Below are 23,511 nucleotides of genomic sequence, written 5' to 3'. Positions count from 1 at the left end.
GGAACCATCGCAACGGGATGGTTTCAAATCAAGGCGTGGCCAGTGGAAGAGTTTGCCCATCAAAGCGCATCGTGCGGAGCCGAACGTCGCTTCCGCACGATGCCTTCGCGGGTCGATGCTCAATCCGTGAAGCGGACCGTCTTGTCCTTGCACACATCGAACTCGGAAAGATCGGCGGTCGATTCATCTTCGAACGTCGCCGCGACGGTGACGATGCATCCGGACATCTTCGGGAGCTTCAATGTGGTCTTGGCCTTCGGCGCAAGAGGCTTCGCGAGCCTGACGGTCTGTCCGCCGGCCTCGACGGTGAAGTCGGTCACGGCGACCTCGCGGGCATTGGTGATGAGGACGGCCGAGGCCGGCTTCGCCGGCGCGGCCATGGCGCTTGTGGCCGTCAGCAGGAGTGCCGTGGCGGCGATGATGCGGACAATCATGACTATTCCCCTCTGTATCGCTTGAGATTCGGGAGATGCACAGAGACGGTTCGAGCTGTCGCTCCGAAACCGTCGCGATGCTCTCATCTATAGACGAAGCATCGGATTGAATCCCAAAAGTGCAAGTCCACTTTTGGGTCCGATGCTGTAGAGCATCGGGCGTTAAATGTGCCCCATTCTGGGATTGATCCGCGGCTCCCTCTCTTGGCTGGCGCATCGTTCGACGCGGTCCCGAAGGGCCGCACGATGCCCATGTCGATCTTCGCCGACATGTCCAATGGTTGCACGGAGCGTTCATCAAAGAAAGAGCGCCAGTTGCCCATGGCGCTCGAGGGAGGCCGCCTTTCACGGCCAGTTCCAGAGGAAACAACGACCGTGCCGTCTTGGCACATGAAGAGGCTGCGCCCGAGACGTTAACGGACCGTTACCAATGCGCGAAATTGGACCGACGATGCTTTTCACTCAGGCCCTGTTCCTGGCCCTCAGCCAACGTTCCGCAGGGGTCGCCAGCACCGTGGTGAGAACCACGATGGCGGCTCCGATGCACAGGGACAGGGATGGGATCTCGCCGAAATAGAGCCAGCCTGCGAATCCCGAGAACAGGATCGACAGGTAACCGATGGGCGCGAGGAGGCGCGCCTCCTGCTTCTGGTAGGCCTGCAGCCAGCAATACTGGCCGAGCTGCGCCAGCACGCCGACGAGGATGATGCTGGGCGCCTCGCTCCACGGGATCGGCACCCAGGCGAGAGCGGCCGGGATGGATGTCAGGAGCGTTAGGCCGACCGTGTAGAAGAGCATCAGGACGACGGTGTTCTCGCCGGCAAGGCGCCGTGTCTGCACGACCGCGAGGGTCCCGAAGAACACGGATCCGAAAGCCGCCACCAGCCCCACATTCCACGGGATCGCGTCCGGCTGCACCATGATGATGACGCCGCTGAAGCCGAACGCCGTGAACGCATAGCGGATCCCGCTCACGCGCTCGCCCAGCATCATGGCGGCCATCACCAGCAGCAGGAGCGGCCGGGTGAACCCGATGGCCGTGACCAGCGCCAGCGGCAGAGCCGCGAAGGCCGCGAAATTGAGGGTGAGCGCCGCCGAGTTGAAGGCCACACGGGTCAGGTGGCCGCGAATGTTCGTCAGATCCGCCAGCTTCCGGCGGTGGCGCCAGACCAGCGGCGCCACCGAGATGAATCCGACCAGCGACCGCAGGAAGACCAGCTGGATCGCCGGATAGGTCTCGCCCTCGGCCTTGACGAGGGCCTGCATGGTCGTGACCAGCGCCATGTCGAGCAACAGCCATCCTGCGCTGACCCAGAGGGGAACGGGAGGCACGCCCGATGGGCTGTCCGGCTCGGCTGCCATGTCCCGTCAGGCGGGCTGAACGAGGTTCGCCAGGAGGCGGAAGGCGCCAGGAACGAGCTTGTCCAGCTGATGATGCAGCACGAGCGCCACATGCGTGTGCCGCCCTCGGCCGATGCGGGCCGAGATCAGCGAACCCTTGAGCGGGTTCTCGCCCGGATCGCTGAGGGACAGAAGCTCTTCATAGGCCGGATCGTAATCGGCCGCGAAGTAAAGCCCCCGCTCCTTGTCCCAGCCTGCCCAGTCGCTCTCCCCGATCCTGTTCGGAGCATTCAGCAGCGGGCTGTCCGGCTTCAGCACGTTCACCGGAGCGTCGGGATCGGTCACGCGCCAACGAAGGGACGGCGAGCCGATGACGAGGCGGCGGGGTGGCGTGCGGTCCGAGTCCCAGCCATCGGTCGGGCGATGATAGAGCGTCACCAGATGACCGCCCTCCTCCACAAACCGATGCAGCCGTTCGGTCGCAGCCTGAAGGTCGCGCCTCAGACCGAAGGCGAAGATGCCGATGACGATGGTAGTGAACGCCGCAAGCGAACCGTCCTTCAGATCGGCCTCGGCGAGATCCGTCACGTCGAGCCCGAGACGGCGCATATGCTGGCCGACATTGTCGCTTCCGCCGCCGACATAGCCGATGCGGGCCCCATTCGGCAGGGCCACGTCAAGCGTCAGGACCTTGAACTCCGCCGGAGCCGCGAACGAAACCGGCCGGATGTGAGGATAGGCGATGGTTTGCGCCGAGCTGGCCGGCCTGCCCCCCACGACGGGGATGAGGCGCGAGAGACCGGGCTCGGGCCGGTGCGGCGGATCGATCGTCCAGTCGCCGTCCTGCTGTCCGACGCTCCAGCCCTGCGGCACCTGCCAGTCCGTCGGGTTCGCCCCAAGGGTCCGGACCCGGAGGGCGGAGACCGGTTCGTTTATCCTCAGGATCGCGAAGGCCGGATCGACGGAAAGGGATTGCTGCGGCCCGATGGTGAAAGGCTCCTCGGGATCCAGATCGATCCCGATGCTGCGGCCGTGCAGCGTGCCGGCGATGCGGATCCCGGCCGGGCCGCTGCCGCCCAGAGGGTCGAAGGCGTCCGGGTAATTGCCCGTGTGAGGAGCCGTTTCAGGCAGGGTGATCGCATAGCGGACATGCCCCGGTTCACGGGACACTTCCGCTGCCTCGACCCCTTCAGGAAGCCGGGGAGCGATCGTGAGATCGGCGAGGCCGGGAGCATCGACGGCAGCATCCAGCACCATCTCGGCGCCCGGGTGGCTCGCTCCCTGGAAGACCGCCCTTGCCGTCTTCACATGGGCCTCGAAGAGCGCGGCATCGATTTCCCGGAGCTTGCGGGCGAGGCGATGGCCCACCTGGTCGAGCGCGGGCCGATCCATGCCGTTGCGCGCATCCTCGATCAGCCGTGCCGCGGTGGCGAGGGATTCGCTGACTGCCTCACGGTCAGGGAACGCCGCCATCGCGGCATCGATGCGCTCCTGGGCCTCCCGAAGAGCGGCGCCGGCAGCATCCCGCACGCCCGGCAGCGCCGCGAGATCGCCGATCCCTGCCGGCAGGTTATCGCGAATGTCCTGCTCCGCTCCCGGAGAAGCCCCGACCAGGAGCTTCAGGTGGAGGCTCCACTGATCGACAGGCTTATCCCGCCACACGCCCATTCCCTGAGACGCGTGCGCGGCGCGGGACCATTCGCCGAGCTGCCGATAGGCCAAGCCCGTGACCGCATCACCACCGGAGATCCGAACGCTGAGCGTGATCGGTGGCGGCGGAACCTCGTCGTCATAGGCGTAGCTCGCGCCCGACCAAGCCGGGAGATAGAACTTGGACACCTGCCAGGGCGCGAGGCCCTGCTGTGCGTGTTCCGGAAAGGCGGACGGATCGGCCGCCAGCACCAGGGCGGTTTCCGCCGCACGGGTCATGGCGCGGTGATGGCCGTGCTGTCCCGGCACGTCTAGGAACGTGGGGAGCACGATGTCGGGCCGGTACCGGCGATAGGCCCGGACGAGCCGCTCTATGATCCGCTCCTCGCCCCAGCGCCGAAGGGTATCGTGTCCGTTCTTGGAGAAACCGAAATCGTGAACGGGATCGTCGGGCCCATGGCCGAGCCATGCCACGTCGGCATCGATGCGGCGGGCGCTTTCCTCCATCTCGGCAGTCCTGAGCACCCCCAGGGCGCCGCCCCGCTCCGGCCCGAGCGCGTTCTGGCCTCCCTCGCCCCGGGTCGAGCACGCGACCACGATCCGCATGCCGTAGGCGAAGCGCAGGGCGGCCAGCAGGCCGTTGTGCTCGTCGTCCGGATGCGCGCCCGTGTTCATCACGGTCAGCACGGACGGGAGCCGGCTCAGGGCACGATGGAGACGGACAAGGGCCGGCTGATGAACGGCGCGGGCGAGACGGCGATGGTCATCCGGCAAGGGAGGTCTCCTCGTTCGTTTGTTCACGTTCGGCCGCGTGGGCCGTGTCGAGACGCGGGGTCATCGTCTCCAGGAGGGGCAAGGCGGCGGCGCCGAGCGCTGCCGTCAGGCCGCCGGTCCGCCCGTGGATCAGGCGGGCCTCGCTGCGGTTCCTGCGCCGGGCAACCGACAGGGGAAGCGGCTGCATGGCCTCAACGAGATCCTCCAGCAGGCCGGGCGGAAGAACGCCGCCGAGCACGATGGCTTCCGGATCGAACAGGTTTTCGAGCATCGCCACCTGGGGAGCCAGATACCCGGCCGCTTCCTCGATCCATGTCAGTACGACGGGATGCCTCTCGCGGTGGAGACGCTCCAGGTCCGCGTAGTCGATCCCGTGAATTCCGACTGCGGCCAGCTGCTGCGCGAGGGAGTGGAAGGAGGCATAGGCCTCGAGGCAGCCATGCTGCCCGCACGAGCAGAGCCGCCCGCCCTTCGCCACCAGCACATGCCCGATCTCGCCCGCGTTGCCGTTGGCTCCGCGATAGGGACGGCCGTCGATCATGATGCCTAAGCCGAGCCCCTGCCCGAAATAGATCAGGCAGAAGTTCTTCAGGTTCCTGGCCACGCCGTGAAGACGCTCACCGACGGCCGCCGCGGTGGCATCGTTCTCCAGCGTCACGGGCGCGCCCAGCATGTCGCCGATGCGGGCAACCGCATCGAAGTCGAACCAGCCGGACAAAGTCGTCGGCCCGACGGACGTCATGCCCTCGACGTTGAAGGGACCCGGCATCACGACCCCGACGCCGAGGAGTTGGGGGACGGGAGGCTCCAGCTGCGCCTGCGCGGCTTCGATCTCGGCCTTGATGACGGGAAGCACGGTTTCGGGATCGTTCTGCGGCAGCGGGATGCTGCGCTGGGCACGGATGCGGCCGCCGATATCCACCAGGAGCGTCGAGATGTGGTCGGCCGCGATCTCGATCCCGGCGGTCATCCCGCCGTTTGGATTCACGTCGAATTGGATGGGCGGCAGGCCGCGACCGGCCCTAAGACGCCCGGTCCTGATCAGCAAACCGTCGGCGACGAGATCCTCGACGATGTTCGAGACCGCCTGGGTGCTCAGATGCGCATGGCGCGAAATTTCCATCCGCCCGACCGGCCCGAGCTGGCGCACCACGTCCAGCACTACCCGCCGGTTGTGAGAGCGGTTCCGCTCCGGATTACTCCCGATCGTCGATGGCGTCCCGGCTTTGGCTTTTCTCGGCATCTCCACCACTCCCCGAGACAGACGATGAACCCGGGCAATGAATAACTCAAGTGAATTATCTTATTGACAGGTGGATGACTCTAGAGGAGCCTTACGCCTGGAACGGCCCTTGCGAAGGCCGCCACACCAGAGAGATGCTGGCGCCCCGCGCCGGCAAAATATGGAGAGGGATATGCGTTTTCGTCACATGCTCGCGAGCGTCGCCTTAGGGGCGATCACCCTGGCCGCCACCGGCGCGAAGGCCGTGGAAATCGAATACTGGCAATATGTCTTCGACACGCGGGTCAAGGCGATGACCCAGCTGATCACGAAGTTCCAGGAAGCCAATCCCGACATCAAGGTCAAGCAGACCACCTTCCCCTATGCCGACTACCAGACGAAGGTCGCCGCCGCGATCCTCGCCGGCCAGGGTCCCGACGTGGCGCAGCTCTTCTACGGTTGGACCGACAATTTCATCTCCGGCAAGATGATCCGCCCGTTGCGGGCAGAGGCTTTTCCGGCAGCCGATATCGAACGCGATTTCTTCCCGATCGTGAGTGCCATGAAGCGCGGCAATGATTATTACGGCCTGCCGACCGCCGTGCGTTCGCTGGCGCTCTTCTACAACAAGAAGGCGTTCAAGGACGCTGGCCTCGATCCCAACAACCCGCCCAAGAATCTCGAGGAGCTCGTCGCCGCAGCCGAGAAGACCACCAAGCGCGACGGCAGCGGCAACATCGTCTCCGCCGGCATGACCCTCGACATGGCCGGGCAGGACCACCAATGGTGGCGCGAAGTCCTGATCCGCCAGTTCGGCGGCGTTCCCTACACGGATAACGACACCAAGGTCGCCTATAACGACGAGGCGGGCCTGAAGGCGCTCACCTTCTACACGGACCTGCAGACGAAGCATAAGGTCGGCCAGATCGGCTTCATGGACGAAGGCCAAGCCGCCTTCCGTGCGGGCCTCGCGGCCATGACCATCGACGGCACGTTCCGCCTCGGATCGTTCAACACGATCAAGGCCTTCGAATGGGGCGTGACCGAGCTTCCCGCGAATGCTCAGGGTGTGCGCAGCAACTATGCCAGCTATTTCGCCAACGCGATCACCACGAAGGCGGAAGGCGAGAAGCTCGCGGCAGCCGAGAAGTTCCTGAAATACGTCTCCTCGCCGGAAGCCATGAAGATCTGGATGGACGTCGTCGGTGAACTGCCGGCGCGGCGCACCGCGGCTCTCACGCCGGAGAACATCGCGCATCCGGTCTATGGTCCGTTCCTCAAGGGGCTGGAATACGCCCACACGACCCTGTTCAAGGATGAGGCTGCCCAGCGGCAGGTCGCCATCGACATGGCGAACCGCGTGCTGATCGGCAACGAGGATCCCAAGACCTCGCTCGCCAAGGCGGCCGAAGCCGAGCAGGCGATCATCGATCGCGCCAAGCGCTGACACGTCGAGACCGCGAGGAACCTTTCATGTCCGTCGTCGCACATCGGGAGGCCGCCTCAGGCGGCCTCTGGTCGAGGATGAGCCTTGGCCAGAAGCAGCTGATCTGGGCGTGGGGCTTCCTCGCGGTTCCCCTTCTCTTCTACGTCGTCATCCGTTTCTGGCCGACCTTCCAGGCGTTCTACCTGTCCGTGACGGACTGGAGCATCACGCGGCCCGCCTCCTTCGTGGGCCTTGAGAACTATAAGAGGCTCTTCGCCGACCCGCTCTTCTGGCAGGTGTTCCGCAACACCTTCCTTTACCTGATCATCGGCACGCCGATCAGCCTCCTGATCTCGTTCGTCGTGGCCTATTACCTCGACCGGGTGCGGTTCATGCACTCGTTCATCCGTGCCTTGTATTTCCTGCCGTTTCTCACGACGGCCGCCGCGATGGCATGGGTCTGGCGCTGGTTCTACCAGCCTGTCCCTATCGGGGTGATCAACGACTTGCTCGCGAGCTTCGGCATCCCGCAGCAGCCGTTCCTGCGCTCGACCACGCAAGCATTGCCGGCCGTTCTCGCACCGGCCATCTGGTCAGGCCTCGGCTTCCAGATCATCATCTTCCTCGCCGGTTTGCGCGCCATTCCCTCGACGTATTACGAAGCCGCACGCATCGACGGCCTGTCGGAGGGCGCGATCCTGCGCAAGATCACGATTCCCCTGCTGAAACCGACGCTGGTCTTCCTGGTGGTGTTCTCGTCCATCGGCTTCCTGCGCATCTTCGATCAGGTCTACAACATCAACACGAACGATCCCGGCGGCCCGCTGAACTCGACGAAGCCCCTCGTACTGATGATCTACCAGACGGCCTTCAGCTCCTACGAGATGGGATACGCGGCGGCCCAGACGGTCGTTCTGTTCCTGATCCTGCTCGTGATCTCCCTCGTTCAACTGCGCATCATGAGAGACCGCTGATGACCCAAGCCGCATCGTCCCAAGGGTCTCTGCCCACGCCCCGTATCAGGCCCGGCCGGATCGTCGCCTGGACGCTCCTGTTCATCGGCGGCGTCATCATGATAACGCCGCTCCTGTTCATGCTCTCGACCTCCCTCAAGGATGCCTCGCAGGTCTATGACCTGCGCGTCATTCCGGCGGCGCCGACCCTCGACAACTACATCGAGATCTTGGGCGATGGCCGCTTCACGCGCTGGTTCGTCAACTCCATGGTCGTGGCGGTGATCGTCACGCTCTCGAACGTGTTCTTCGACAGCCTCGTCGGCTACACGCTGGCGAAGTTCAGGTTCCGGGGCCGGTACATCGTGTTCATCGCCATCCTGTCGACGCTCATGATTCCGACCGAGATGCTGGTGCTGCCCTGGTACCTCATGGCGAGCCAGTTCGGATGGCTGGACAGCTATTGGGGCATCATGTTCCCGGGCATGATGACGGCCTTCGGAACCTTCCTGATGAAGCAGTTCTTCGAAGGCGTGCCTGACGACTTCCTGGAGGCGGCGCGGATCGACGGCCTGAACGAATTCACCATCTGGTGGAAGATCGCCATGCCGCTCGTGACCCCTGCCCTGTCGGCGCTCGCGATCTTCACGTTCCTCGGCAATTGGACGGCCTTTTTCTGGCCGCTCATCGTGACCACGAGCGCGGAGCTCTACACATTGCCGGTCGGCCTCTCCAGTTTCGCCGTGGAGCAATCCATCCAGTGGGAAAAGATCATGACGGGCGCGAGCATCGCCACCCTTCCCACCCTCGTGATTTTCCTGTTCCTCCAACGCTACATCGTCCGAGGCGTGATGCTGGCCGGACTTAAAGGCTGAAGCCGATGAATGCAGGCACCTTCAACGACACGTCCACCTTCCCGGATCCGGTCTACAAGGAGACCGTTCTGCGTCCCCTGTTCGACGGCGCGAAGGATCATCACGTCGAGGGCTTCCGCCTCATCGACCGGGCCCATCTCGTCATGCTCCACGAGACCGGAATCCTGACGATCGAGCAGGCACGTCCCATCGCCCAGGCCCTCGAAGACATCGACCGCGAGGTCGATGTCAGCACCCTCACCTATACGGGCGAGGTCGAGGATTTCTTCTTCCTCATCGAGAAGCAGCTTCGCGCCCGCCTCGGGCCCGACCTCGCGGGACGCCTGCACACGGCGCGTTCGCGCAACGACATCGACCACACCCTGTTCAAGATCGGCCTTAAAGATCGCATCGACCCGCTGCTCGAGCGCCTGGTGCATCTGGCCGAGACCCTCGCATCCGTGGCGGAGCGGGAAAGCAGGACGCTGATCGTCGCCTATACTCACGGACAGCCGGCGCAGCCGACCGTCTTCGGCCATTACCTGTCCGCCGTTCTCGAGACCCTGCTGCGCGACATCGCGCGCCTGGAGGCGGCGCGGGACATCGTCGACCGGAGCCCCATGGGCGCCGCCGCCATCACCACGAGCGGCTTTCCCATCGACCGCGAACTGATGGCCCGTCTGCTCGGCTTCAGCCGTCCCCTGCAGAACTCCTATGGCTGCATCGCATCCATCGACTACATCACGTCCACCTATTCGGCCATCGAGCTGATCTTCCTGCATCTCGGCCGCTTCATCCAGGATCTGCAGTTCTGGACGAGCTTCGAGGTCGGGCAGGTCTACGTCCCCAACGCGTTCGTGCAGATCTCGTCGATCATGCCGCAGAAGCGCAATCCCGTTCCCATCGAGCACATGCGTCACCTCTCGTCCCAGACCGTCGGCCGGGCGCAGGCGATGCTCACGATCATGCACAACACGCCGTTCACCGACATGAACGACAGCGAAGGCGAGAGCCAGGGCTTCGGCTACGGCGCCTTCGAGAGCGGCGGTCGTGTCCTCGACCTCCTCGCCGCGCTGGTTCCATCGCTGCGGATCGATGCCGATCGGGTGCGCCAGAACATCCGCCGCAGCTGCATCACCGTGACGGAACTCGCCGACAGCCTCGTTCGCCTGGAAGGGCTGTCCTTCCGCGAGGCGCACGAGATCGCAGCGGAAGTCGCCCGTGCCGTCGTGGCCATCGGGGGCGATATCGCGGCCGATGGCTATGATGCGTTTCAGCAGGCTTTCCGGCGCTGCGCGGGCCGCGAGACGAGCGTCCAGCCGGACCGCTTCGCCGAGATCGTCTCGGCGGAGAACTTCGTCGCCGTGCGCGACCGGTTCGGCGGACCGGCGCCCAAGGCGCTGTCCCAGGCCATCGCCGGCTACAACCAGGACATCTCGGCGATCTGCACGCGGATGCAGGACGCGCAAAGCCGCGCCCAAGCCGCCGTGCAGGACCTTCAATCCCGTTTCAACGCACTTCTTGGAGCCCGCTAATGGCGACCATCGAAATCGATCGCCTCGTCAAGAGATACGGGCAGACGGCCGTCGTGCACGGCATCGACCTCGCGATTCAGGACGGGGAGTTCGTCGTGCTGGTCGGCCCTTCGGGATGCGGCAAGTCCACGACCCTGCGGATGATCGCCGGCCTGGAAGAAATCAGCGGCGGCGAAATCAGGATCGACGGGCGCGTCGTCAACGACCTGCAGCCCAAGGACCGGAACATCGCCATGGTGTTCCAGAACTACGCCATCTATCCGCACGTGACGGTCGCCGACAACATCGCCTTCGGCCTCTATCGCTCGAAGCTGTCGAAGAGCGAGAAGCGCGCACGGGTGGAACAGGTTGCGCAGACCCTCGGCCTCTCGCATCTGCTGGAGCGCCGCCCGTCGGCCCTGTCGGGCGGTCAGCGCCAGCGCGTCGCCATCGGACGGGCCATGGTCCGCGATCCCGCGGCGTTCCTGTTCGACGAGCCCCTGTCCAACCTCGATGCCCAGCTGCGCACCCAAATGCGCATCGAGATCAAGCGGCTTCATCACCGGCTCGGCGCCACGTCCGTCTTCGTGACCCACGATCAGGTGGAAGCCATGACCATGGCGGACCGGATCGTCGTCATGCGCGACGGCCGAATCCTGCAGGTGGGCTCGCCTCTCGAGATTTACGAGAAGCCCGTCGACGTATTCACGGCGCGCTTCATCGGTAGCCCGACGATGAACTTGTTGCCGGCCTCGTTGAAGGAAGGCCATGCGAACCTGTCGGCGGGCGGCTCCGTCAAGGTCCCGTCCGTCTCGGCGACGTCGCCCGAGATCCTGGTCGGCGTCCGCCCTCAAGACTTAACTCCCGCGACATTCGGCGTTCCGGGCCTCGCCGTATCGGGCACCGTCGTGGTCGTGGAAACCCTTGGCTCCGAGACTCTGGTCCATATCGAGAAGGGGAACCAGACCGTCATCGGTTCGGCGCCGGGACGGCAGATCCCGAAGATCGGCGAGCAGCTGACCCTGCATGCCCCGACGGAGAGGCTGTACTACTTCGACAAGGCGACCGAGAAGGCATTGGCCGCCCAATGACCGGAAGAGCCTCTGAGCACAACAAGGTCCTGTGCCTTGGCCGGATCTATTGCGACATCATCTTCACCGGCCTGCGCGACATGCCGGTGCTCGGACGCGAACGCTTTGCTGACGACGTGACGGTCGTCGCAGGCGGCGGCGCCTATATCACGGCGGCGCATCTCGCGTCCCTCGGGCGGCCGTCGGCCCTGCTCACGCGTCTCGGAACGGACCCTCTCTCGCGGGGCCTCGATCCGGAGCTTGAAAGCAGCGGTATCGACCTCGCGTTCATCGAGCGATCGCGTGATGCCGGCCCCCAGCCGACCGTCGCCCTGGTGAAGGACGGCGAGCGCGCCTTCGTGTCCCGGCGCGCCGGGACCTCCCGGCCGGCCTCCCTGGAGAAGGCGCTCGCGGCACCCGACATCGCCCATCTCCACATCGCGGAATTCGCCACACTGAAGGACAATCCCGATGTGATCGCCATGGCGAGACAGCACGGCCTGACGATCTCGCTCGATCCGAGCTGGGACGACGAGCTCATCCGCCGCGATTCCGGGTTCTTCGAGACCTGCGCAGGCATCGACGTCTTCCTCCCGAATGTCGAGGAGGGAGAAGCGCTGACCGGTGAAACGTCGACAGACGCCATCCTGTCCGCGCTGCAGAAGCATTTTCCCCTGGTCGTGCTGAAGCGCGGAGAACACGGCGCCGTGGCATCCCAGGGCTCGAACTCGGTTTCGGCAGAGGCGTTGCCCGTCACCGTGGTCGATACCACGGGAGCAGGCGACGCGTTCAACGCGGGCTTCCTGCATTCCTGGCTCGATACGGCCGACATCGAAAGAAGTCTGGCGGCGGGGATCAGAGCCGGGGCCCTCTCCGTCCAATCCCCGGGCGGAGCCCCGCCGCGCCGGTCGTAAGGCGCGCTCTGGCAGGCTGAGCCGTATGCGCTATCTGCTGTCGGGACAGGGCCATCGTGCCCATCCTCTCGGCAAGGACGATCCATGCGGATGCGAATTCTCAGTTGCGTTGCGGGCAGCCTTCTCTCCCTGACGGCCTGCAACACGGTGACGCGCGGGACCATGGAGGAGGTGACCATCAGCGCCAGCCCGGCCTCCGCGCGGATCCGGACGTCGCTGGGGCATAGCTGCCCCCGGTCGCCCTGCGTCGTGAAGGTCGACCGGAAGGCGGAGTTCACCGCCTATGCCGAGGCGCGCGGATATCGGCCCGGCTCTCTGGAGATAAAGTCCATTCTCACGGACAAGGCGGCTCCCGGCGTGATCGGCAATGCGGTGCTTCCCGGCGGTTCGGTCGGGCTGGTGCTGGATGCCGCGAACGGCGCCATGCTGGACCATACGCCCAATCCTGCTCACATCCAGCTTGTGCCGATAGGCCGGGCCCGGGGCCGCTGACCGGAGCGGAACTTAGCACTGCCAAGCTGGTTGACCGCGTGTTCGGTAGGTAAAGTTCGATGTCACGTTCGCTTCCTCGCCTGATCCTCTGGGGAGCCCTGATCCTGGTGTTGGCGGCGGGCGGCGCGCTGGCCTACATCTCTTCCGGCATCTACGACATCGCCGCCACCAAGCAGCATATAGCGCCCGTCTATTGGGCCCTCACGACCGCGCGGCGCCAGTCGATCCGGGCTCGCGTCATCGGCGAGACACCGCCGTCCAACCTGACGGATGCAAATGTCGTCGCAGCGGGACTTTCCCTCTACGACCAGCATTGCAGGCAATGCCATGGCGCGCCCGGCCTTCCGCCGGATGCCATCGGCCTCGGCATGATGCCGGCGCCGCCGAACTTCGCCCAGATGGGCCGCGACCTCTCGGCGCCGGAGATCTACTGGGCCATCTCGAACGGGATCAAGCTGACCGGGATGCCCGCCTGGAAGTTTCGCCTGACCGAGCCCGAACGCTGGGCTCTCACCGCATTCGTGAAAGCCTCCCTGAACCTGACGCCGGCCGAGTACCGGGCGCGACGGGAGCAAGCGGCGGGCGAGAGTGAGGAACAGCCCAAACCGCGCAAACCCGAGGCTCCTTGGGATCCGAAAGATGCAGTCCAGCGGGGCCGCGTGGCGATCCTGCAATATGCGTGCGAGACCTGCCATGTCATTCCCGGAGTCAGGGGCCCCGACGCGCATGTGGGTCCGCCGCTGGCCGGTATCGCGGGGCAGGTCTACATCGCAGGCGTCCTGCGGAACACGCCGGATCACATGATCGAATGGCTGCGCAATCCTCAGCAGGTCGACCCGCTTTCCGCCATGCCCAATCTGGGCGTCTCGGAGAACGATGCCCGCGATATCGCGACCTATCTCTACGCGCTGCGCTGACGAGACAACTTCCGCAGAAGCCGAGTGCATCGAACGCAAAAGTGGGAACCGGTTTTGCGTGAAAAGATGCACAAAGACAAAAACCTAAGTCATCGGACGTGGCTTTGAGGTCACGTCCGATGACTTAAGGCTGCAGCGTGTAGAGATAGGTCGCGACATGCCTCGCCTCGTCCCGGGAGATGCCGGTGACGGGCATGGCCGACTTGGGGTCGATGGAGCGCGGGTTCTCGATCCACCGGATGAGATTGTCGGGCGAGTTCGGGACGACGCCACCGACATAGATCCGTGCCGCATAGGCCTGAAGTGTCGGGCCGACTCTGCCCTGAGCGCCTGAAGCACCCGGAATGACGTGGCAGCCGGCGCAGCCATAGCGCTGCGTGAGGCGAAGGCCGAGATCCGGATCGCCGCCGGTGAGCGCAATGGCGCGGGCGCGGGCGTCCCGGTCAGACTTCACCCGATACGCGGCATAGACGCCGCCTCCGACCAGGAGGAGCAGGATGAGGGCACATGAGCCCCAGAGGAGCAGGGCGCGGATTCGCCTGCCCATGCGCATGCGGCGCGGACGCGCCTCAGAGCTGTCGGAGATAGGTTGCCCCTCCCTGGAGTGCGAGGCTGCTCCCATCCGACGGACGCTGAGCACGATCCCTGCCAACCGGATGGCGACCGGGACCGCCAGCAATGCCAGAGTTCTAGGACGCCGCATGAGCATGTCTCTCCCTCCGGTGCCAAGGCCGCGCGAAGGAGATACCCAGGGCTTTCATCGCTCGCATCCCTGAAAGACGAGACCGGCAACCCCGTGCAGGAGAATAACGACCGTGAACAGCAGCGCGATGGACACTCCGATGAGCGCCACGAAGCGGTGCGGGCGGCCCGCTCCCGTCGAGTCCGCCTGGGACGTTGGCGCCGCGGCGGCGTAGCCGCGCCAGGACAGGAAGCCGCCGAACAGGCTCAAGATCGCCATGGCGAGGGCGAAGACGGGAATGAGCGGCACCTGATGGGCACAGACCCACGGCACGGCCGCGTAGGCAAACTGCGTGTTGATGAGCCACGCGAGAGGACCGATGAAGATGCCGGCCGATGGAATGCCGCGGGAGAGCCACGCCGTCATGATCTCACCACCATCTCGGGAACCAGTAGATGATCACGTAGATCGGCGGCCACGAGGCCACGACGAAATACCAGTAAAAGGCGTTGTCGCCCACGTCGGAGAAACGCTTGCCGTGGCCATGGCCGGTGAACATCAGCACCGTGAGGACGATGGTGTCGCCCAGATCCGTCAGAACATGCAGCGTGTGCAGGCCGAGAAGGAGCCACACCACGGACCCATAGGCATTCTGGTCCCACCGCACGTGGAGCGTGCCGAACTCGAACACACGGATGACCAGCAGGGCGACGCCGAACAGGCTCATGATCACGAGGTTGCGGCGGGTCTTCGCGAGATCCTCTCGCTCCCCGTCCCTCTTGGCGCGCTGGTTCGGCCAGATGCTGGCGAGAAGCACGATGCTGAAGAGACCCGACCAGAGAAGATCGGGCGGCGGCGCGCTCAGCGGCCAGTTGCCGTTGATGAAGACGAGGTAGAAATACATGGCCGCCGCGATGGCGAAACCCATGCCTTCGGCGACGGCGAAGCCCACCGTTCCCCACCAGATCGGGCTACGCGGGCCATAGGCGTAGCCCGGCATGTGCCTGGCGCTCATCACGACCCGGTGCGGCAGCATGGCGTCATCGGGCTGAGGCCCCAGAGTCATTTCTCGTCCTCCATGTTCGGCTTCGGCCAGAACCAGCCCATGAGCGCCAGCGCGAGGGGAACGCTACCCCACACGAGGGCCCAGGGCGTGAACATGGAGCCGATGAACAGGATCGTCGTCGCGATCGCCGCCATGAAGGGCCAGATCGAGGGTTCCGGCGTGGTCTCGCGCAGATCCGCGCGGCCGTCAGTGACCGTTGTGACGATCTGCTCCCGGTTCTCGACGCTCAGGCCGGCGACCACCGGCAGACTGCCCCGGTTGGCCCAGAGAGGCTCGCGATTCGTGACGACAGGAATCCGGTCGAAGTTCTGTGGCCGGGGCGGAGACGCGGCCGCCCATTCGAGCGTGCCGGCACCCCAGGGATTGGGGCCGGCGACAGTGCCGCGGCGCGCGCTCGACACGATGTTGTAGAGGAAGAGCACGAAGCTTGCGAAGAACAGGAACGCCCCGAAGGATGTAAAGAGGTTCAGGTTTCCCCAGCCCATCTCCGGCAGATAGGTGTAGACCCGGCGCGGCATGCCCATCAGGCCCAGGATGTGCATGGGAAAGAAGGTCGCGTTGAACCCGATGAAGGCCAGCCAGAAATGCCACTTCCCCAGCCGCTCGCTCATCATGCGGCCGGTGAATTTCGGGAACCAGTAGTATACCGCGCCGATGAGCGGGAACACGTTGCCGCCGATGAGCACGTAGTGGAAGTGCGCGACGACGAAGAAGGTATCGTGGACCTGGGTGTCGAGCGGCACGGATGCGAGCATGATCCCGGACAATCCGCCGGCCACGAAGATGAAGAAGAAGCCCATCACGAAGAGGAGCGGCGCGCGGAAGACCGGCCGTCCGTCCCACAGGGTTCCGATCCAGCAGAAGATCTGGATGCCGTTCGGGATGGCGATGAGCATGCTCGATGCGGTGAAGAAGCTGGCGCCGAGCTGCGGCAGGCCGGTGGTGAACATGTGGTGCACCCACAGGCCGAAGGAGAGGAACCCGGTTGCGATGAGCGACAGCACGAGAGCGATGTAGCCGAAGGCCTGACGCCGCGAGAACGTGACCACGATGGCGGAGACCCAGCCCGTCGCGGGCAGGAAGATGATGTAGACTTCCGGGTGGCCGAAGAACCAGAACAGATGCTGGTAGAGGAGCGCATCGCCGCCTTCCGCCGGGTTGTAGAAATGCGTGCCGACAAGCCGGTCCATCATCAGCGTGGCGGAGGCCGTGACCACGGCCGGCAGCGCGAAGATGATGACGAAGGAATTGACGAGCTCCGCCCAGACGAAGAGCGGAATGCGATCGAGCGTCATGCCGGGCGCGCGGAACTTGAAGACCGTCACGATAACGGAAATCGCGACCGCGATGCCCGACACTTCCGTGAAGGTGATCATCTGGGCCCAGAAATCCGCCCGCTTGCCGGGAGAGAATTCCGGGCCCGAGAGCGGCACATAGGCGAACCATCCGACATCCGGACCGATGTTGAGGACGAAGGCCACCCAGATCATCAGCCCGCCGATGAGGTAGACGTAATAGGCATAGGCGTTGAGGCGCGGGAAGGCGATGTTGCGGGTGCCCACCATGAGCGGTACGAGATAGACCGCGAAGGCCTCTCCGATCGGCACGCCGAAGAGGAACATCATCGTGGTGCCGTGCATGGTGAAGAGCTGGTTGTAGAAATCAGGCCCCATCAGCCTGTTCTCCGGCAGGGCCAGCTGCATGCGCATGAGGATGGCGGACAGCCCGCCCAGGAACAGGAACAGGATGGCCGTGGCGATGAAGCGGCGGCCGATGACCTTGTGATCCACCGTCGACAGGGCGCCGATGATGCCCTTGTCCGTGCCCCACGTCTTGGCCAGGCGCGCGGTCAGCTCCGGGCCATCCACCTGATCGTCGCGCAATTCGTCGGGGCTGATAGGCGCATCGGCCTCGCTCCGCACGCCAGGAAGACCGCCGCGTTCGCCCGTGGCGAGACGCGAGATTTCAGGAACGGCATCGAGATCGTCTGGTGTGATCGCCCGGGTCACTTCAGCCCCTCCAGATAATCTGCGAGAGGCTGCACCTCATCGGGTTCGAGTTTGACGGCCGGCATGTTCACGCCCGGCTTGATGCCGTGCGGATCGAGGATCCAGGCCGCGAGATTGCCCCGCGTCGTCTCCAGCGTCCCGGCCGCGATGGTCCGGCGGCTTCCCACATGGGTGAGGTCGGGCGCCACCTTGCCGCCCGCATCCGTGCCACGCACCTGATGGCACATGACGCAGGGCTTGGAGAGAAAGATCTCCATGCCCCGCTGACGATGGGAATCGCTTGGCGGAATGGCGGATGACACCTGCCGGTCGCGCCAGCGCTCGAAATCCTCCTTCGTCTCCGCAACGACGAGCAGGCCCATATGGGCGTGCTGAAGACCGCAGAACTCCGCGCATTGCCCGCGATAGAGGCCGGGGCGGTCCGCCTGAATCTGGATCTGGTTCTGCCGCCCTGGGATCAGATCCATCTTGCCCGTCAGACTGGGAACCCAGAACGAGTGGATCACATCCCCGGCTTCGAGCTTGATCAGCACCGGCTCTCCGACGGGAACGTGGATCTCGTTCGCCGTGGTGAAGACGCGGTTCGGCTGAGCATCTTCGTAGGTGACTTCCCACCACCATTGCTGTCCGTTCACCAGCAGCGTCAGGGCGCCATCCTTGTGGGCGAACAGCACCTTCTGCGCCGCGTAGCTCAGGCCTGTCAGGGACATCACCGTCACGAGCGTCAGACCGACGGCAATGGAGGTGGTGACGGTCATCCGTCGTTCGGTTTGCGGATCCGTCGCCAGCGGATCCGCGTCCGCAGGTCGCCTCCTGCGCAGCGACAGGAGAAGAGCGATCATGGTGAGGACCCACACCGTGCCCAGAATGGCGAGGAAAACCCAGAACATGTCGGCGAGCGTGCGTGCGGCCGGACCCTGCGCATCGAGCGCCGATTGCCAGCCCTTGCAGCCTCCGAGAGGCAGGACCGCAAGCAGGAGAAGAAATGAACCAACTCTTCTCATCTGCGCCTCATTGCGGCATCTGAGCGGAGGGCGGCGTCTGTCCACCGTCGATCACTTGGCCGGGCGGCCTGCGCTGCTCGGCCGGTCCCGGGCTCATGTCGTCCTTGCGTCCGGGCGCTGCCGCCTTCGGCACGTTGCGGCCCATGGAGCGCACATAGGCGGCGATCTCCCAGATCTGCTCGTCCGGCACCTTGCCGCGGAACGACGGCATACCGTTCGGACGGCCTTCGCGGATCGATTGGACGATGTTCTCGATCTGCCCTCCATAGGTCCACATGTCGTCCATCAGCGGCGGCCCGGAACCGCCGCCGCCGTTGCCGTGGCAGCCGTTGCAGTTGAACCATGTATAGAGGCGCTGGCCCTGTGCGATGTGATAGGCGTTCTCCTCGTATTTCGCGCCCGTGCCGGAACGCTGTTCGACGGGACCGCTCGGCCCCGGGGACAACGGCACCAGAGAGACCTGCTCCTCCGTCTCGTCAGTCATGGACTTGGAACGAAATTCCCGCTCCTCGCGCTGGCACGCCGCGAGAGCAAAAACGGTCACGAAAACCGACGCGGCAACGGCTTTACGGGAGCTTGAACACATGCAGCGTTCCTCCCTTGGCCGTGACGTTCTTCAGATCACGCATGGCATTGACGAAGCCCAGCGCGGCGGTTCCGTCGCGCGGGTCGAGATCGCCCGACACGATGGATCCGGCCCATCCGCCGACGCCGGACAGGATCGCCACATATTGCCTGCCGTCGGGCCCGCGATAGGTGGTCGGCTGCCCGACGATTCCGGATGAGGTCTTGAACTGCCACAGCACTTCGCCGGTGCGCGCGTGCACGGCTTTGAACCAGCCGTCCATGGTGCCATAAAACACCACGTCGCCTGCGGTCGCGAGCGCGCCGCTCCAGACGGGAAAGCGCTCATTGATGGTCCAGAGCTCCCTGCCCTGCCTGATATCCCAGGCGGAGAACTCGCCCATGTGGCCGCCGGGCCCGGGGAACATGCGGATCTCCGCGCCGACATAGGGCGTTCCGGCGATGTAGTTCGGCTCCGTGCTCTCCCAGTCCATGCACAGGTTCACATGCGGGATATAGAGGAGCCCGGTCCTGGGGGAGAAGGCGCTGGGATTCCAGTTCTTCGCGCCTGACGCCGCCGGGCAGATGTCGCGAATGACGCGATGGTCCACCGGATCCTTGTCGGGACTGTATTGAATTTTTCCTGTCTCGACATCGACGCCCGTCGCGGCCGTGAGCGCGTGAAAGGGGTGTGCCGACAGCAATTCGCCGTTCGTGCGGTCGATGACGTAAACGAAGCCGGTCTGCCCCGGATGCACCAGCACCTTTCGGAGTTTCCCCTCCCACTCCATGTCGAGCAGGATCGTCTCGTTGTTGCCGTCCCGGCCGTGGAGATCGTGAGGCGCGATCTGATAGAACCAGCGCGCCTCTCCCGTATCGGCGTCGCGGGCGAAGATGCCGGCCGTCCATTTGTTGTCGCCGGGGCGCGGGTTCGGATTCCAGGGGCCGGGATTGCCCGTGCCATGGTAGACGAGGTTGAGCTCCGGATCGTAGGAGAGCCAGCCCCAGACGGTGCCGCCGCCCTGCTGCCAGCCGTGCGCCGGCCATGTGGCGACGCCGAGATCCTTGCCCTTGTCGCTGTCGTAGAATGGCTTGAAGTTCGCTCCGATCTTCACGTCCTGATCCGGACCCGTGCTGTAGGCCTTCCAGACGCTTTTGCCGGAGTTGATGTCGAGCGCCTCGATCCAGCCGCGAACGCCGAACTGGCCTCCGGACACGCCAACGATCACCTTGTTCTTCACGACGAGGGGCGCCATCGTCATGGTCTCGCCCCGGTTGATGTCGCCGAGCTTTGTTTTCCAGACTTCCTCGCCTGTCTCGGCATTCACCGCGACTACGTGGGCGTCCAGCGTCGTGAAGAAGAGGCGACCGTTGACGAAGGCGGGGCCGCGATTGACCACGTCGCAACAGGCGACGCCCTGCGCGGCGGAAGCGGGCTTGGGATTGTACTGCCACTTCAACGGCGCCCCGGGCTGGGTCAGATCCAGGGCGTAGAGGATGTTAGGATAGGGCGAGAGCACATACATCGTGCCGCCCACTACGAGCGGAGCGGCCTCCTGCCCCTTGTTGACCCCTGTCGAGAAGGTGAAGGCGACCTGCAGGTTCTTCACATTCTCCGTGTTGATCTCGGACAGGTCGCTGAAGCGCGTGGAAGCGTAGTTCTTCTGCGGGATCGTCCACTGCCCGTCCTCGGGCTGAGCAGCGAAGGATGGAACGGAAGGCTGAGGTGGATCCGTTTGGGCCGACACCAGGGAGACAGGCTGAAGAACCAGCAGAATGGCCAGAACGAGGGCAAGACGAGCTCCACCCAAAGGGTCCTCCGGAACGCCTGGACGCACCGCATCAAAGGCGGCTCGACTCTAACCGTTCAGCTTCATCGATGTTCCCGAGGTTGTGATCGCCCTTCCAGGGAACCTCAGCGCCAGACCTGCCAGACCGGGACGCCGTATTCGTTGGAGGCCCAGACGAGAATGAGCGCACCCACGGCCGCCAGGATCCCGATCAGGACCAGCGTGACCAGGAATCCCGGGTCGCGGAAAATGAGGAAATCCTTGCGCAGCGAGCTGGCGCGGGGCTCTGCCATGGTCGGTCCCGAAGAGATTCGTGCTATGGAGGCAACCGCAAAGCGAACGTCGTGTTCCACCCGTTGGCCCGACCGAGTCCCGAGGAGGACAGAATGACATCGAAGCCGTGCATCGTTCTGGGCGTGCCGGTTCAGGAGGGCGCCGGCCGGCTCGGCTGCGACATGGGCCCGAGCGCCTTCCGGACCGCCGGCCTCCTGACCGAGCTGCAAAACCTCGGCTATCAGGTGGAGGACCGGGGCAACATCGCCCCCGGGCCGCTCCGGGACCTGCGGCATCCCAATGCCGCCATCAAGGCGCTGGCCGAGACCGTCGCCTGGACCGAGGCCATCGCCGAGGCGGCCTACCGGGCCAGCGGCGACGGGATGCCGATCTTCGCCGGCGGCGACCACAGCCTCTCGGCCGGCTCGATGACCGGGCTTGCCCGCCGCGCGGCGCAGGAAGGTCGCGAGTTCTTCGTCCTGTGGCTCGACTCGCATCCGGATTTCCACACCCTCGCCACGACCACGAGCGGCAACCTGCACGGCGTGCCGATGGCCTATGCCACGGGCCGTGAGGGCTTCGATGGCTATTTCCCGCCGCTCACCGCCCCCATCAAGCCGCAGAACGTCTGCATGATGGGCATCCGCAGCGTCGATCCCGCGGAGCGCTCCGCGCTGCAGGACGCAGGCGTGACGGTCCACGACATGCGGTCCATCGACGAGAACGGCGTCGTGCCGCTCCTCGACGCTTTCCTGAAGCGCGTGGCGGCGGCGGACGGCATTCTCCACGTGAGCCTCGACGTCGACTTCCTCGACCCTTCCATTGCGCCCGGCGTCGGCACCACGGTTCCCGGCGGTGCGACCTTCCGCGAGGCGCACCTCATCATGGAGATCCTGCATGACAGCGGTCTCGTGGGAAGCCTCGACCTCGTCGAGCTCAACCCGTTCCTCGACGACCGTGGCCGCACGGCCCTGCTCATGGTCGATCTCGTCGCGAGTCTGATGGGCCGGCGGGTCCTCGACCGGCCGACCCAGAGCTACCGCTATACGCCGAGGATCGGGTGAACCGATCGACAGCGGCAGAGCTTTCGGTCACTCGTGACTCTCGCGGTAGGCTCCGCGATGGATCGCGTCGAAGCCGCGATCCGTCAGCTGGATCGTCCCTGAATCGGGCACGGTGACATACCCGAGATGGGCCAGTTCTGACACGGCTACCGCCACTGTGGGATCCGTGCCGAAATGCGCGTCGAGGGTGGCCATGGTGAGGCGCGCGCCCGGCCTGCGGTGCGTCTCTCCAATATAATCGAGAATGTCGCATGCGGTCTGGCTCAACTCCATTGGCGTATCCCTCGAAGCTTTGAGCGCCCTCGCTTCGCCGGATCAGTCATCCGCCCGCATCTTGAACAGATCCGGATATTGGCGCGGTTGAGAGCGGAAGTATTGCGGCGGCGCCTTGACGGCCGCGCCGAAATGCGCGGCGGCGTGCCAGGGCCAGCGCGGATCGTAGAGGATCGCGCGGGCGATGGCGATCAGATCGGCGTCGCCCGTGCCGAGGATCGACTCCGCCTGCACGAAATCCGTGATGAGACCCACCGCGATGACGGGCATTCCGACCGGTTTCACCGCGCGGGCGAGCGGCACCTGATAGCTCGGCCCCACAGGGATATTCTGCCCCGGCGTCAGCCCGCCGCTCGACACATGGATCGCGCTGCAGCCACGCGCCTTCAGGGCTTTGGCGAATTCCACCGTCTCCTCGATGGTCCAACCGCCTTCGGCCCAGTCGGTGCCCGATACGCGCACCGTCACCGGACGATCCGCCGGGAACGCGGCGCGGACGGCATCGAACACTTCGAGCGGGAAGCGCATCCGGTTTTCGAGGGAGCCGCCATACTGGTCGTCGCGCCGGTTGGACAACGGGGACAGGAACTGGTGCAGCAGATAGCCGTGGGCCGCGTGGATCTGCACGGCCGCGAGGCCGAGACGTCCGGCGCGCCGCGCCGCATCGGCGAAAGCGTCGCGCACCCGCGCGAGGCCATCCCGGTCGAGCGCCTTCGGCGCCACCTCGCCTGTTCCGTGCGGAACCGCGGAAGGAGCCTCCGTCTGCCAGCCATTGGCATGGTCGGGTGAAATCTGCCGGCCGCCTTTCCAGGGAACTTCCGTCGAGGCCTTGCGTCCGGCATGGCCCAGCTGGATCGCGATCGGCATGTCGGACCAGCGCCGGATTCCGTCGAGCGCGCGGCGCATGGCGGCTTCGCATTCATCCGAGTAGAGACCCACATCCCCATAGGAAATCCGGCCCTCGGGCGTGACCGCAGTCGCCTCGATGGTCAGGAGCGCCGCCCCCGAGAGCGCGAGCTGGCCCAGATGGATCAGGTGCCAATCGTTCATGCAGCCGTTCTCGGCCGAGTACTGGCACATGGGCGCGATGACGATCCGGTTGGCGAGTTCGAGGTCTCCGACCCGGAAGGGCGTGAACAGCTTCGCGTGCGACATGGGCTGCCTCTCGGTTGCAGATCGATTGTCTTCGTCAGGAATTCAGCAGCTCTGAAAGGCCCATGCGGGT

Annotated in this window: 23 protein-coding genes; 9 read left to right on the top strand and 14 right to left on the bottom strand. The window is 65.0% G+C overall.

Annotated features, from left to right (window positions below):
- Nucleotides 1–119 precede the first annotated feature (119 nt).
- The 4 genes from AB4097_RS07185 to AB4097_RS07170 all read right to left on the bottom strand — a co-directional run bounded on the left by AB4097_RS07185 (nt 120) and on the right by AB4097_RS07170 (nt 5,442).
- On the bottom strand, nt 120–434 hold the full coding sequence (locus AB4097_RS07185; RefSeq protein WP_442037934.1) for a hypothetical protein: 315 nt from the start codon (nt 432–434) through the stop codon (nt 120–122).
- A 462-nt stretch (nt 435–896) separates the two neighbouring features.
- A complete protein-coding gene (locus AB4097_RS07180; protein ID WP_442037932.1) occupies nt 897–1,796 on the bottom strand; it encodes a DMT family transporter in 900 nt (299 codons plus the stop codon).
- A gap of 6 nt (nt 1,797–1,802) precedes the next feature.
- Nucleotides 1,803–4,199, bottom strand: coding sequence for a PIG-L family deacetylase (locus tag AB4097_RS07175; RefSeq protein ID WP_442037930.1), 2,397 nt, complete (start codon nt 4,197–4,199; stop codon nt 1,803–1,805).
- On the bottom strand, nt 4,189–5,442 hold the full coding sequence (locus tag AB4097_RS07170; RefSeq protein WP_442037928.1) for an ROK family transcriptional regulator: 1,254 nt from the start codon (nt 5,440–5,442) through the stop codon (nt 4,189–4,191). Before AB4097_RS07170 ends, AB4097_RS07175 begins: the two co-directional genes overlap by 11 nt.
- A gap of 172 nt (nt 5,443–5,614) precedes the next feature.
- Between AB4097_RS07170 and AB4097_RS07165 the strand changes: the two genes are divergently transcribed.
- The 8 genes from AB4097_RS07165 to AB4097_RS07130 all read left to right on the top strand — a co-directional run bounded on the left by AB4097_RS07165 (nt 5,615) and on the right by AB4097_RS07130 (nt 13,561).
- Nucleotides 5,615–6,868: an extracellular solute-binding protein gene (locus AB4097_RS07165; protein ID WP_442037926.1), complete on the top strand. Its 1,254-nt coding sequence runs from the start codon at nt 5,615–5,617 to the stop codon at nt 6,866–6,868.
- A 26-nt stretch (nt 6,869–6,894) separates the two neighbouring features.
- On the top strand, nt 6,895–7,821 hold the full coding sequence (locus AB4097_RS07160; RefSeq protein WP_442037924.1) for a carbohydrate ABC transporter permease: 927 nt from the start codon (nt 6,895–6,897) through the stop codon (nt 7,819–7,821).
- On the top strand, nt 7,821–8,675 hold the full coding sequence (locus AB4097_RS07155; protein ID WP_442037923.1) for a carbohydrate ABC transporter permease: 855 nt from the start codon (nt 7,821–7,823) through the stop codon (nt 8,673–8,675). Before AB4097_RS07160 ends, AB4097_RS07155 begins: the two co-directional genes overlap by 1 nt.
- Nucleotides 8,676–8,680: 5 nt before the next feature.
- The gene (gene argH, locus AB4097_RS07150) at nt 8,681–10,189 is read left to right on the top strand and encodes an argininosuccinate lyase (RefSeq protein WP_442037922.1); all 1,509 of its coding nucleotides are present in this window, start codon (nt 8,681–8,683) and stop codon (nt 10,187–10,189) included.
- A complete protein-coding gene (locus AB4097_RS07145; protein WP_442037921.1) occupies nt 10,189–11,259 on the top strand; it encodes an ABC transporter ATP-binding protein in 1,071 nt (356 codons plus the stop codon). Before argH ends, AB4097_RS07145 begins: the two co-directional genes overlap by 1 nt.
- Complete coding sequence (locus AB4097_RS07140) at nt 11,256–12,152, top strand: carbohydrate kinase family protein (protein ID WP_442037920.1); 897 nt, start codon at nt 11,256–11,258, stop codon at nt 12,150–12,152. The genes AB4097_RS07145 and AB4097_RS07140 overlap by 4 nt, the downstream gene beginning before the upstream one ends.
- Before the next feature lie 90 nt (nt 12,153–12,242).
- On the top strand, nt 12,243–12,644 hold the full coding sequence (locus AB4097_RS07135) for a translation initiation factor 2 (protein ID WP_442037919.1): 402 nt from the start codon (nt 12,243–12,245) through the stop codon (nt 12,642–12,644).
- A gap of 59 nt (nt 12,645–12,703) precedes the next feature.
- A complete protein-coding gene (locus AB4097_RS07130) occupies nt 12,704–13,561 on the top strand; it encodes a c-type cytochrome (protein WP_442037918.1) in 858 nt (285 codons plus the stop codon).
- Between the two features lie 124 nt (nt 13,562–13,685).
- Here AB4097_RS07130 and AB4097_RS07125 read toward each other — a convergent pair whose 3' ends face one another.
- The 8 genes from AB4097_RS07125 to AB4097_RS07090 form a co-directional block, all read right to left on the bottom strand.
- Nucleotides 13,686–14,264, bottom strand: coding sequence for a c-type cytochrome (locus tag AB4097_RS07125; RefSeq protein WP_442037917.1), 579 nt, complete (start codon nt 14,262–14,264; stop codon nt 13,686–13,688).
- A 54-nt stretch (nt 14,265–14,318) separates the two neighbouring features.
- Nucleotides 14,319–14,669 (bottom strand): hypothetical protein, encoded by a 351-nt coding sequence (locus tag AB4097_RS07120; protein WP_442037916.1) that lies wholly within the window; start codon nt 14,667–14,669, stop codon nt 14,319–14,321.
- Between the two features lie 4 nt (nt 14,670–14,673).
- Nucleotides 14,674–15,309, bottom strand: a complete 636-nt coding sequence (locus AB4097_RS07115; RefSeq protein ID WP_442037915.1) for a cytochrome c oxidase subunit 3 — start codon at nt 15,307–15,309, stop codon at nt 14,674–14,676.
- The gene (ctaD, locus tag AB4097_RS07110) at nt 15,306–17,207 is read right to left on the bottom strand and encodes a cytochrome c oxidase subunit I (RefSeq protein WP_442037947.1); all 1,902 of its coding nucleotides are present in this window, start codon (nt 17,205–17,207) and stop codon (nt 15,306–15,308) included. The genes AB4097_RS07115 and ctaD overlap by 4 nt, the downstream gene beginning before the upstream one ends.
- Nucleotides 17,208–17,314: 107 nt before the next feature.
- Nucleotides 17,315–18,322: a cytochrome c oxidase subunit II gene (gene coxB / locus AB4097_RS07105; RefSeq protein WP_442037914.1), complete on the bottom strand. Its 1,008-nt coding sequence runs from the start codon at nt 18,320–18,322 to the stop codon at nt 17,315–17,317.
- A gap of 7 nt (nt 18,323–18,329) precedes the next feature.
- A complete protein-coding gene (locus tag AB4097_RS07100) occupies nt 18,330–18,908 on the bottom strand; it encodes a c-type cytochrome (RefSeq protein WP_442037913.1) in 579 nt (192 codons plus the stop codon).
- Entirely contained in the window at nt 18,889–20,697 is a 1,809-nt protein-coding gene (locus tag AB4097_RS07095) for a methanol/ethanol family PQQ-dependent dehydrogenase (RefSeq protein WP_442037912.1), read from the bottom strand. The genes AB4097_RS07100 and AB4097_RS07095 overlap by 20 nt, the downstream gene beginning before the upstream one ends.
- Nucleotides 20,698–20,801: 104 nt before the next feature.
- Nucleotides 20,802–20,969 (bottom strand): hypothetical protein, encoded by a 168-nt coding sequence (locus tag AB4097_RS07090; RefSeq protein ID WP_442037911.1) that lies wholly within the window; start codon nt 20,967–20,969, stop codon nt 20,802–20,804.
- A 93-nt stretch (nt 20,970–21,062) separates the two neighbouring features.
- On the opposite strand from AB4097_RS07090, the gene rocF reads away from it, so the two are divergent.
- Nucleotides 21,063–22,013 carry an arginase gene (gene rocF / locus AB4097_RS07085; RefSeq protein WP_442037910.1) on the top strand — a complete coding sequence of 317 codons (951 nt, stop codon included), beginning with the start codon at nt 21,063–21,065 and terminating at the stop codon, nt 22,011–22,013.
- 27 nt (nt 22,014–22,040) lie between these two features.
- On the opposite strand, the gene AB4097_RS07080 is transcribed toward rocF, so the two are convergent.
- Nucleotides 22,041–22,286: a hypothetical protein gene (locus AB4097_RS07080; RefSeq protein WP_442037909.1), complete on the bottom strand. Its 246-nt coding sequence runs from the start codon at nt 22,284–22,286 to the stop codon at nt 22,041–22,043.
- A 42-nt stretch (nt 22,287–22,328) separates the two neighbouring features.
- Nucleotides 22,329–23,441 carry an NADH:flavin oxidoreductase/NADH oxidase gene (locus tag AB4097_RS07075; protein ID WP_442037908.1) on the bottom strand — a complete coding sequence of 371 codons (1,113 nt, stop codon included), beginning with the start codon at nt 23,439–23,441 and terminating at the stop codon, nt 22,329–22,331.
- Nucleotides 23,442–23,511: the final 70 nt, after the last annotated feature.

The sequence above is a fragment of the Microvirga sp. 2MCAF35 genome (genome assembly GCF_052115545.1).
GTDB lineage: Bacteria > Pseudomonadota > Alphaproteobacteria > Rhizobiales > Beijerinckiaceae > Microvirga.
Note: the sequence above shows the minus strand (reverse complement) of the source record. Positions and strands in the feature narration are given on the sequence as shown.

Bases quoted from the DNA above. Each gene is read 5' to 3' on its own strand.
- coxB (WP_442037914.1), bottom strand. From the start codon at position 18,322: ATGAGAAGAGTTGGTTCATTTCTTCTCCTGCTTGCGGTCCTGCCTCTC.
- AB4097_RS07185 (WP_442037934.1), bottom strand. From the start codon at position 434: ATGATTGTCCGCATCATCGCCGCCACGGCACTCCTGCTGACGGCCACA.
- AB4097_RS07075 (WP_442037908.1), bottom strand. From the start codon at position 23,441: ATGTCGCACGCGAAGCTGTTCACGCCCTTCCGGGTCGGAGACCTCGAA.
- AB4097_RS07080 (WP_442037909.1), bottom strand. From the start codon at position 22,286: ATGGAGTTGAGCCAGACCGCATGCGACATTCTCGATTATATTGGAGAG.
- argH (WP_442037922.1), top strand. From the start codon at position 8,681: ATGAATGCAGGCACCTTCAACGACACGTCCACCTTCCCGGATCCGGTC.
- AB4097_RS07165 (WP_442037926.1), top strand. From the start codon at position 5,615: ATGCGTTTTCGTCACATGCTCGCGAGCGTCGCCTTAGGGGCGATCACC.
- AB4097_RS07170 (WP_442037928.1), bottom strand. From the start codon at position 5,442: ATGCCGAGAAAAGCCAAAGCCGGGACGCCATCGACGATCGGGAGTAAT.
- AB4097_RS07090 (WP_442037911.1), bottom strand. From the start codon at position 20,969: ATGGCAGAGCCCCGCGCCAGCTCGCTGCGCAAGGATTTCCTCATTTTC.
- AB4097_RS07145 (WP_442037921.1), top strand. From the start codon at position 10,189: ATGGCGACCATCGAAATCGATCGCCTCGTCAAGAGATACGGGCAGACG.
- AB4097_RS07140 (WP_442037920.1), top strand. From the start codon at position 11,256: ATGACCGGAAGAGCCTCTGAGCACAACAAGGTCCTGTGCCTTGGCCGG.
- AB4097_RS07160 (WP_442037924.1), top strand. From the start codon at position 6,895: ATGTCCGTCGTCGCACATCGGGAGGCCGCCTCAGGCGGCCTCTGGTCG.
- AB4097_RS07100 (WP_442037913.1), bottom strand. From the start codon at position 18,908: ATGTGTTCAAGCTCCCGTAAAGCCGTTGCCGCGTCGGTTTTCGTGACC.
- AB4097_RS07155 (WP_442037923.1), top strand. From the start codon at position 7,821: ATGACCCAAGCCGCATCGTCCCAAGGGTCTCTGCCCACGCCCCGTATC.
- AB4097_RS07115 (WP_442037915.1), bottom strand. From the start codon at position 15,309: ATGACTCTGGGGCCTCAGCCCGATGACGCCATGCTGCCGCACCGGGTC.
- AB4097_RS07125 (WP_442037917.1), bottom strand. From the start codon at position 14,264: ATGCGGCGTCCTAGAACTCTGGCATTGCTGGCGGTCCCGGTCGCCATC.
- AB4097_RS07120 (WP_442037916.1), bottom strand. From the start codon at position 14,669: ATGACGGCGTGGCTCTCCCGCGGCATTCCATCGGCCGGCATCTTCATC.
- AB4097_RS07180 (WP_442037932.1), bottom strand. From the start codon at position 1,796: ATGGCAGCCGAGCCGGACAGCCCATCGGGCGTGCCTCCCGTTCCCCTC.
- AB4097_RS07130 (WP_442037918.1), top strand. From the start codon at position 12,704: ATGTCACGTTCGCTTCCTCGCCTGATCCTCTGGGGAGCCCTGATCCTG.
- AB4097_RS07135 (WP_442037919.1), top strand. From the start codon at position 12,243: ATGCGAATTCTCAGTTGCGTTGCGGGCAGCCTTCTCTCCCTGACGGCC.
- rocF (WP_442037910.1), top strand. From the start codon at position 21,063: ATGACATCGAAGCCGTGCATCGTTCTGGGCGTGCCGGTTCAGGAGGGC.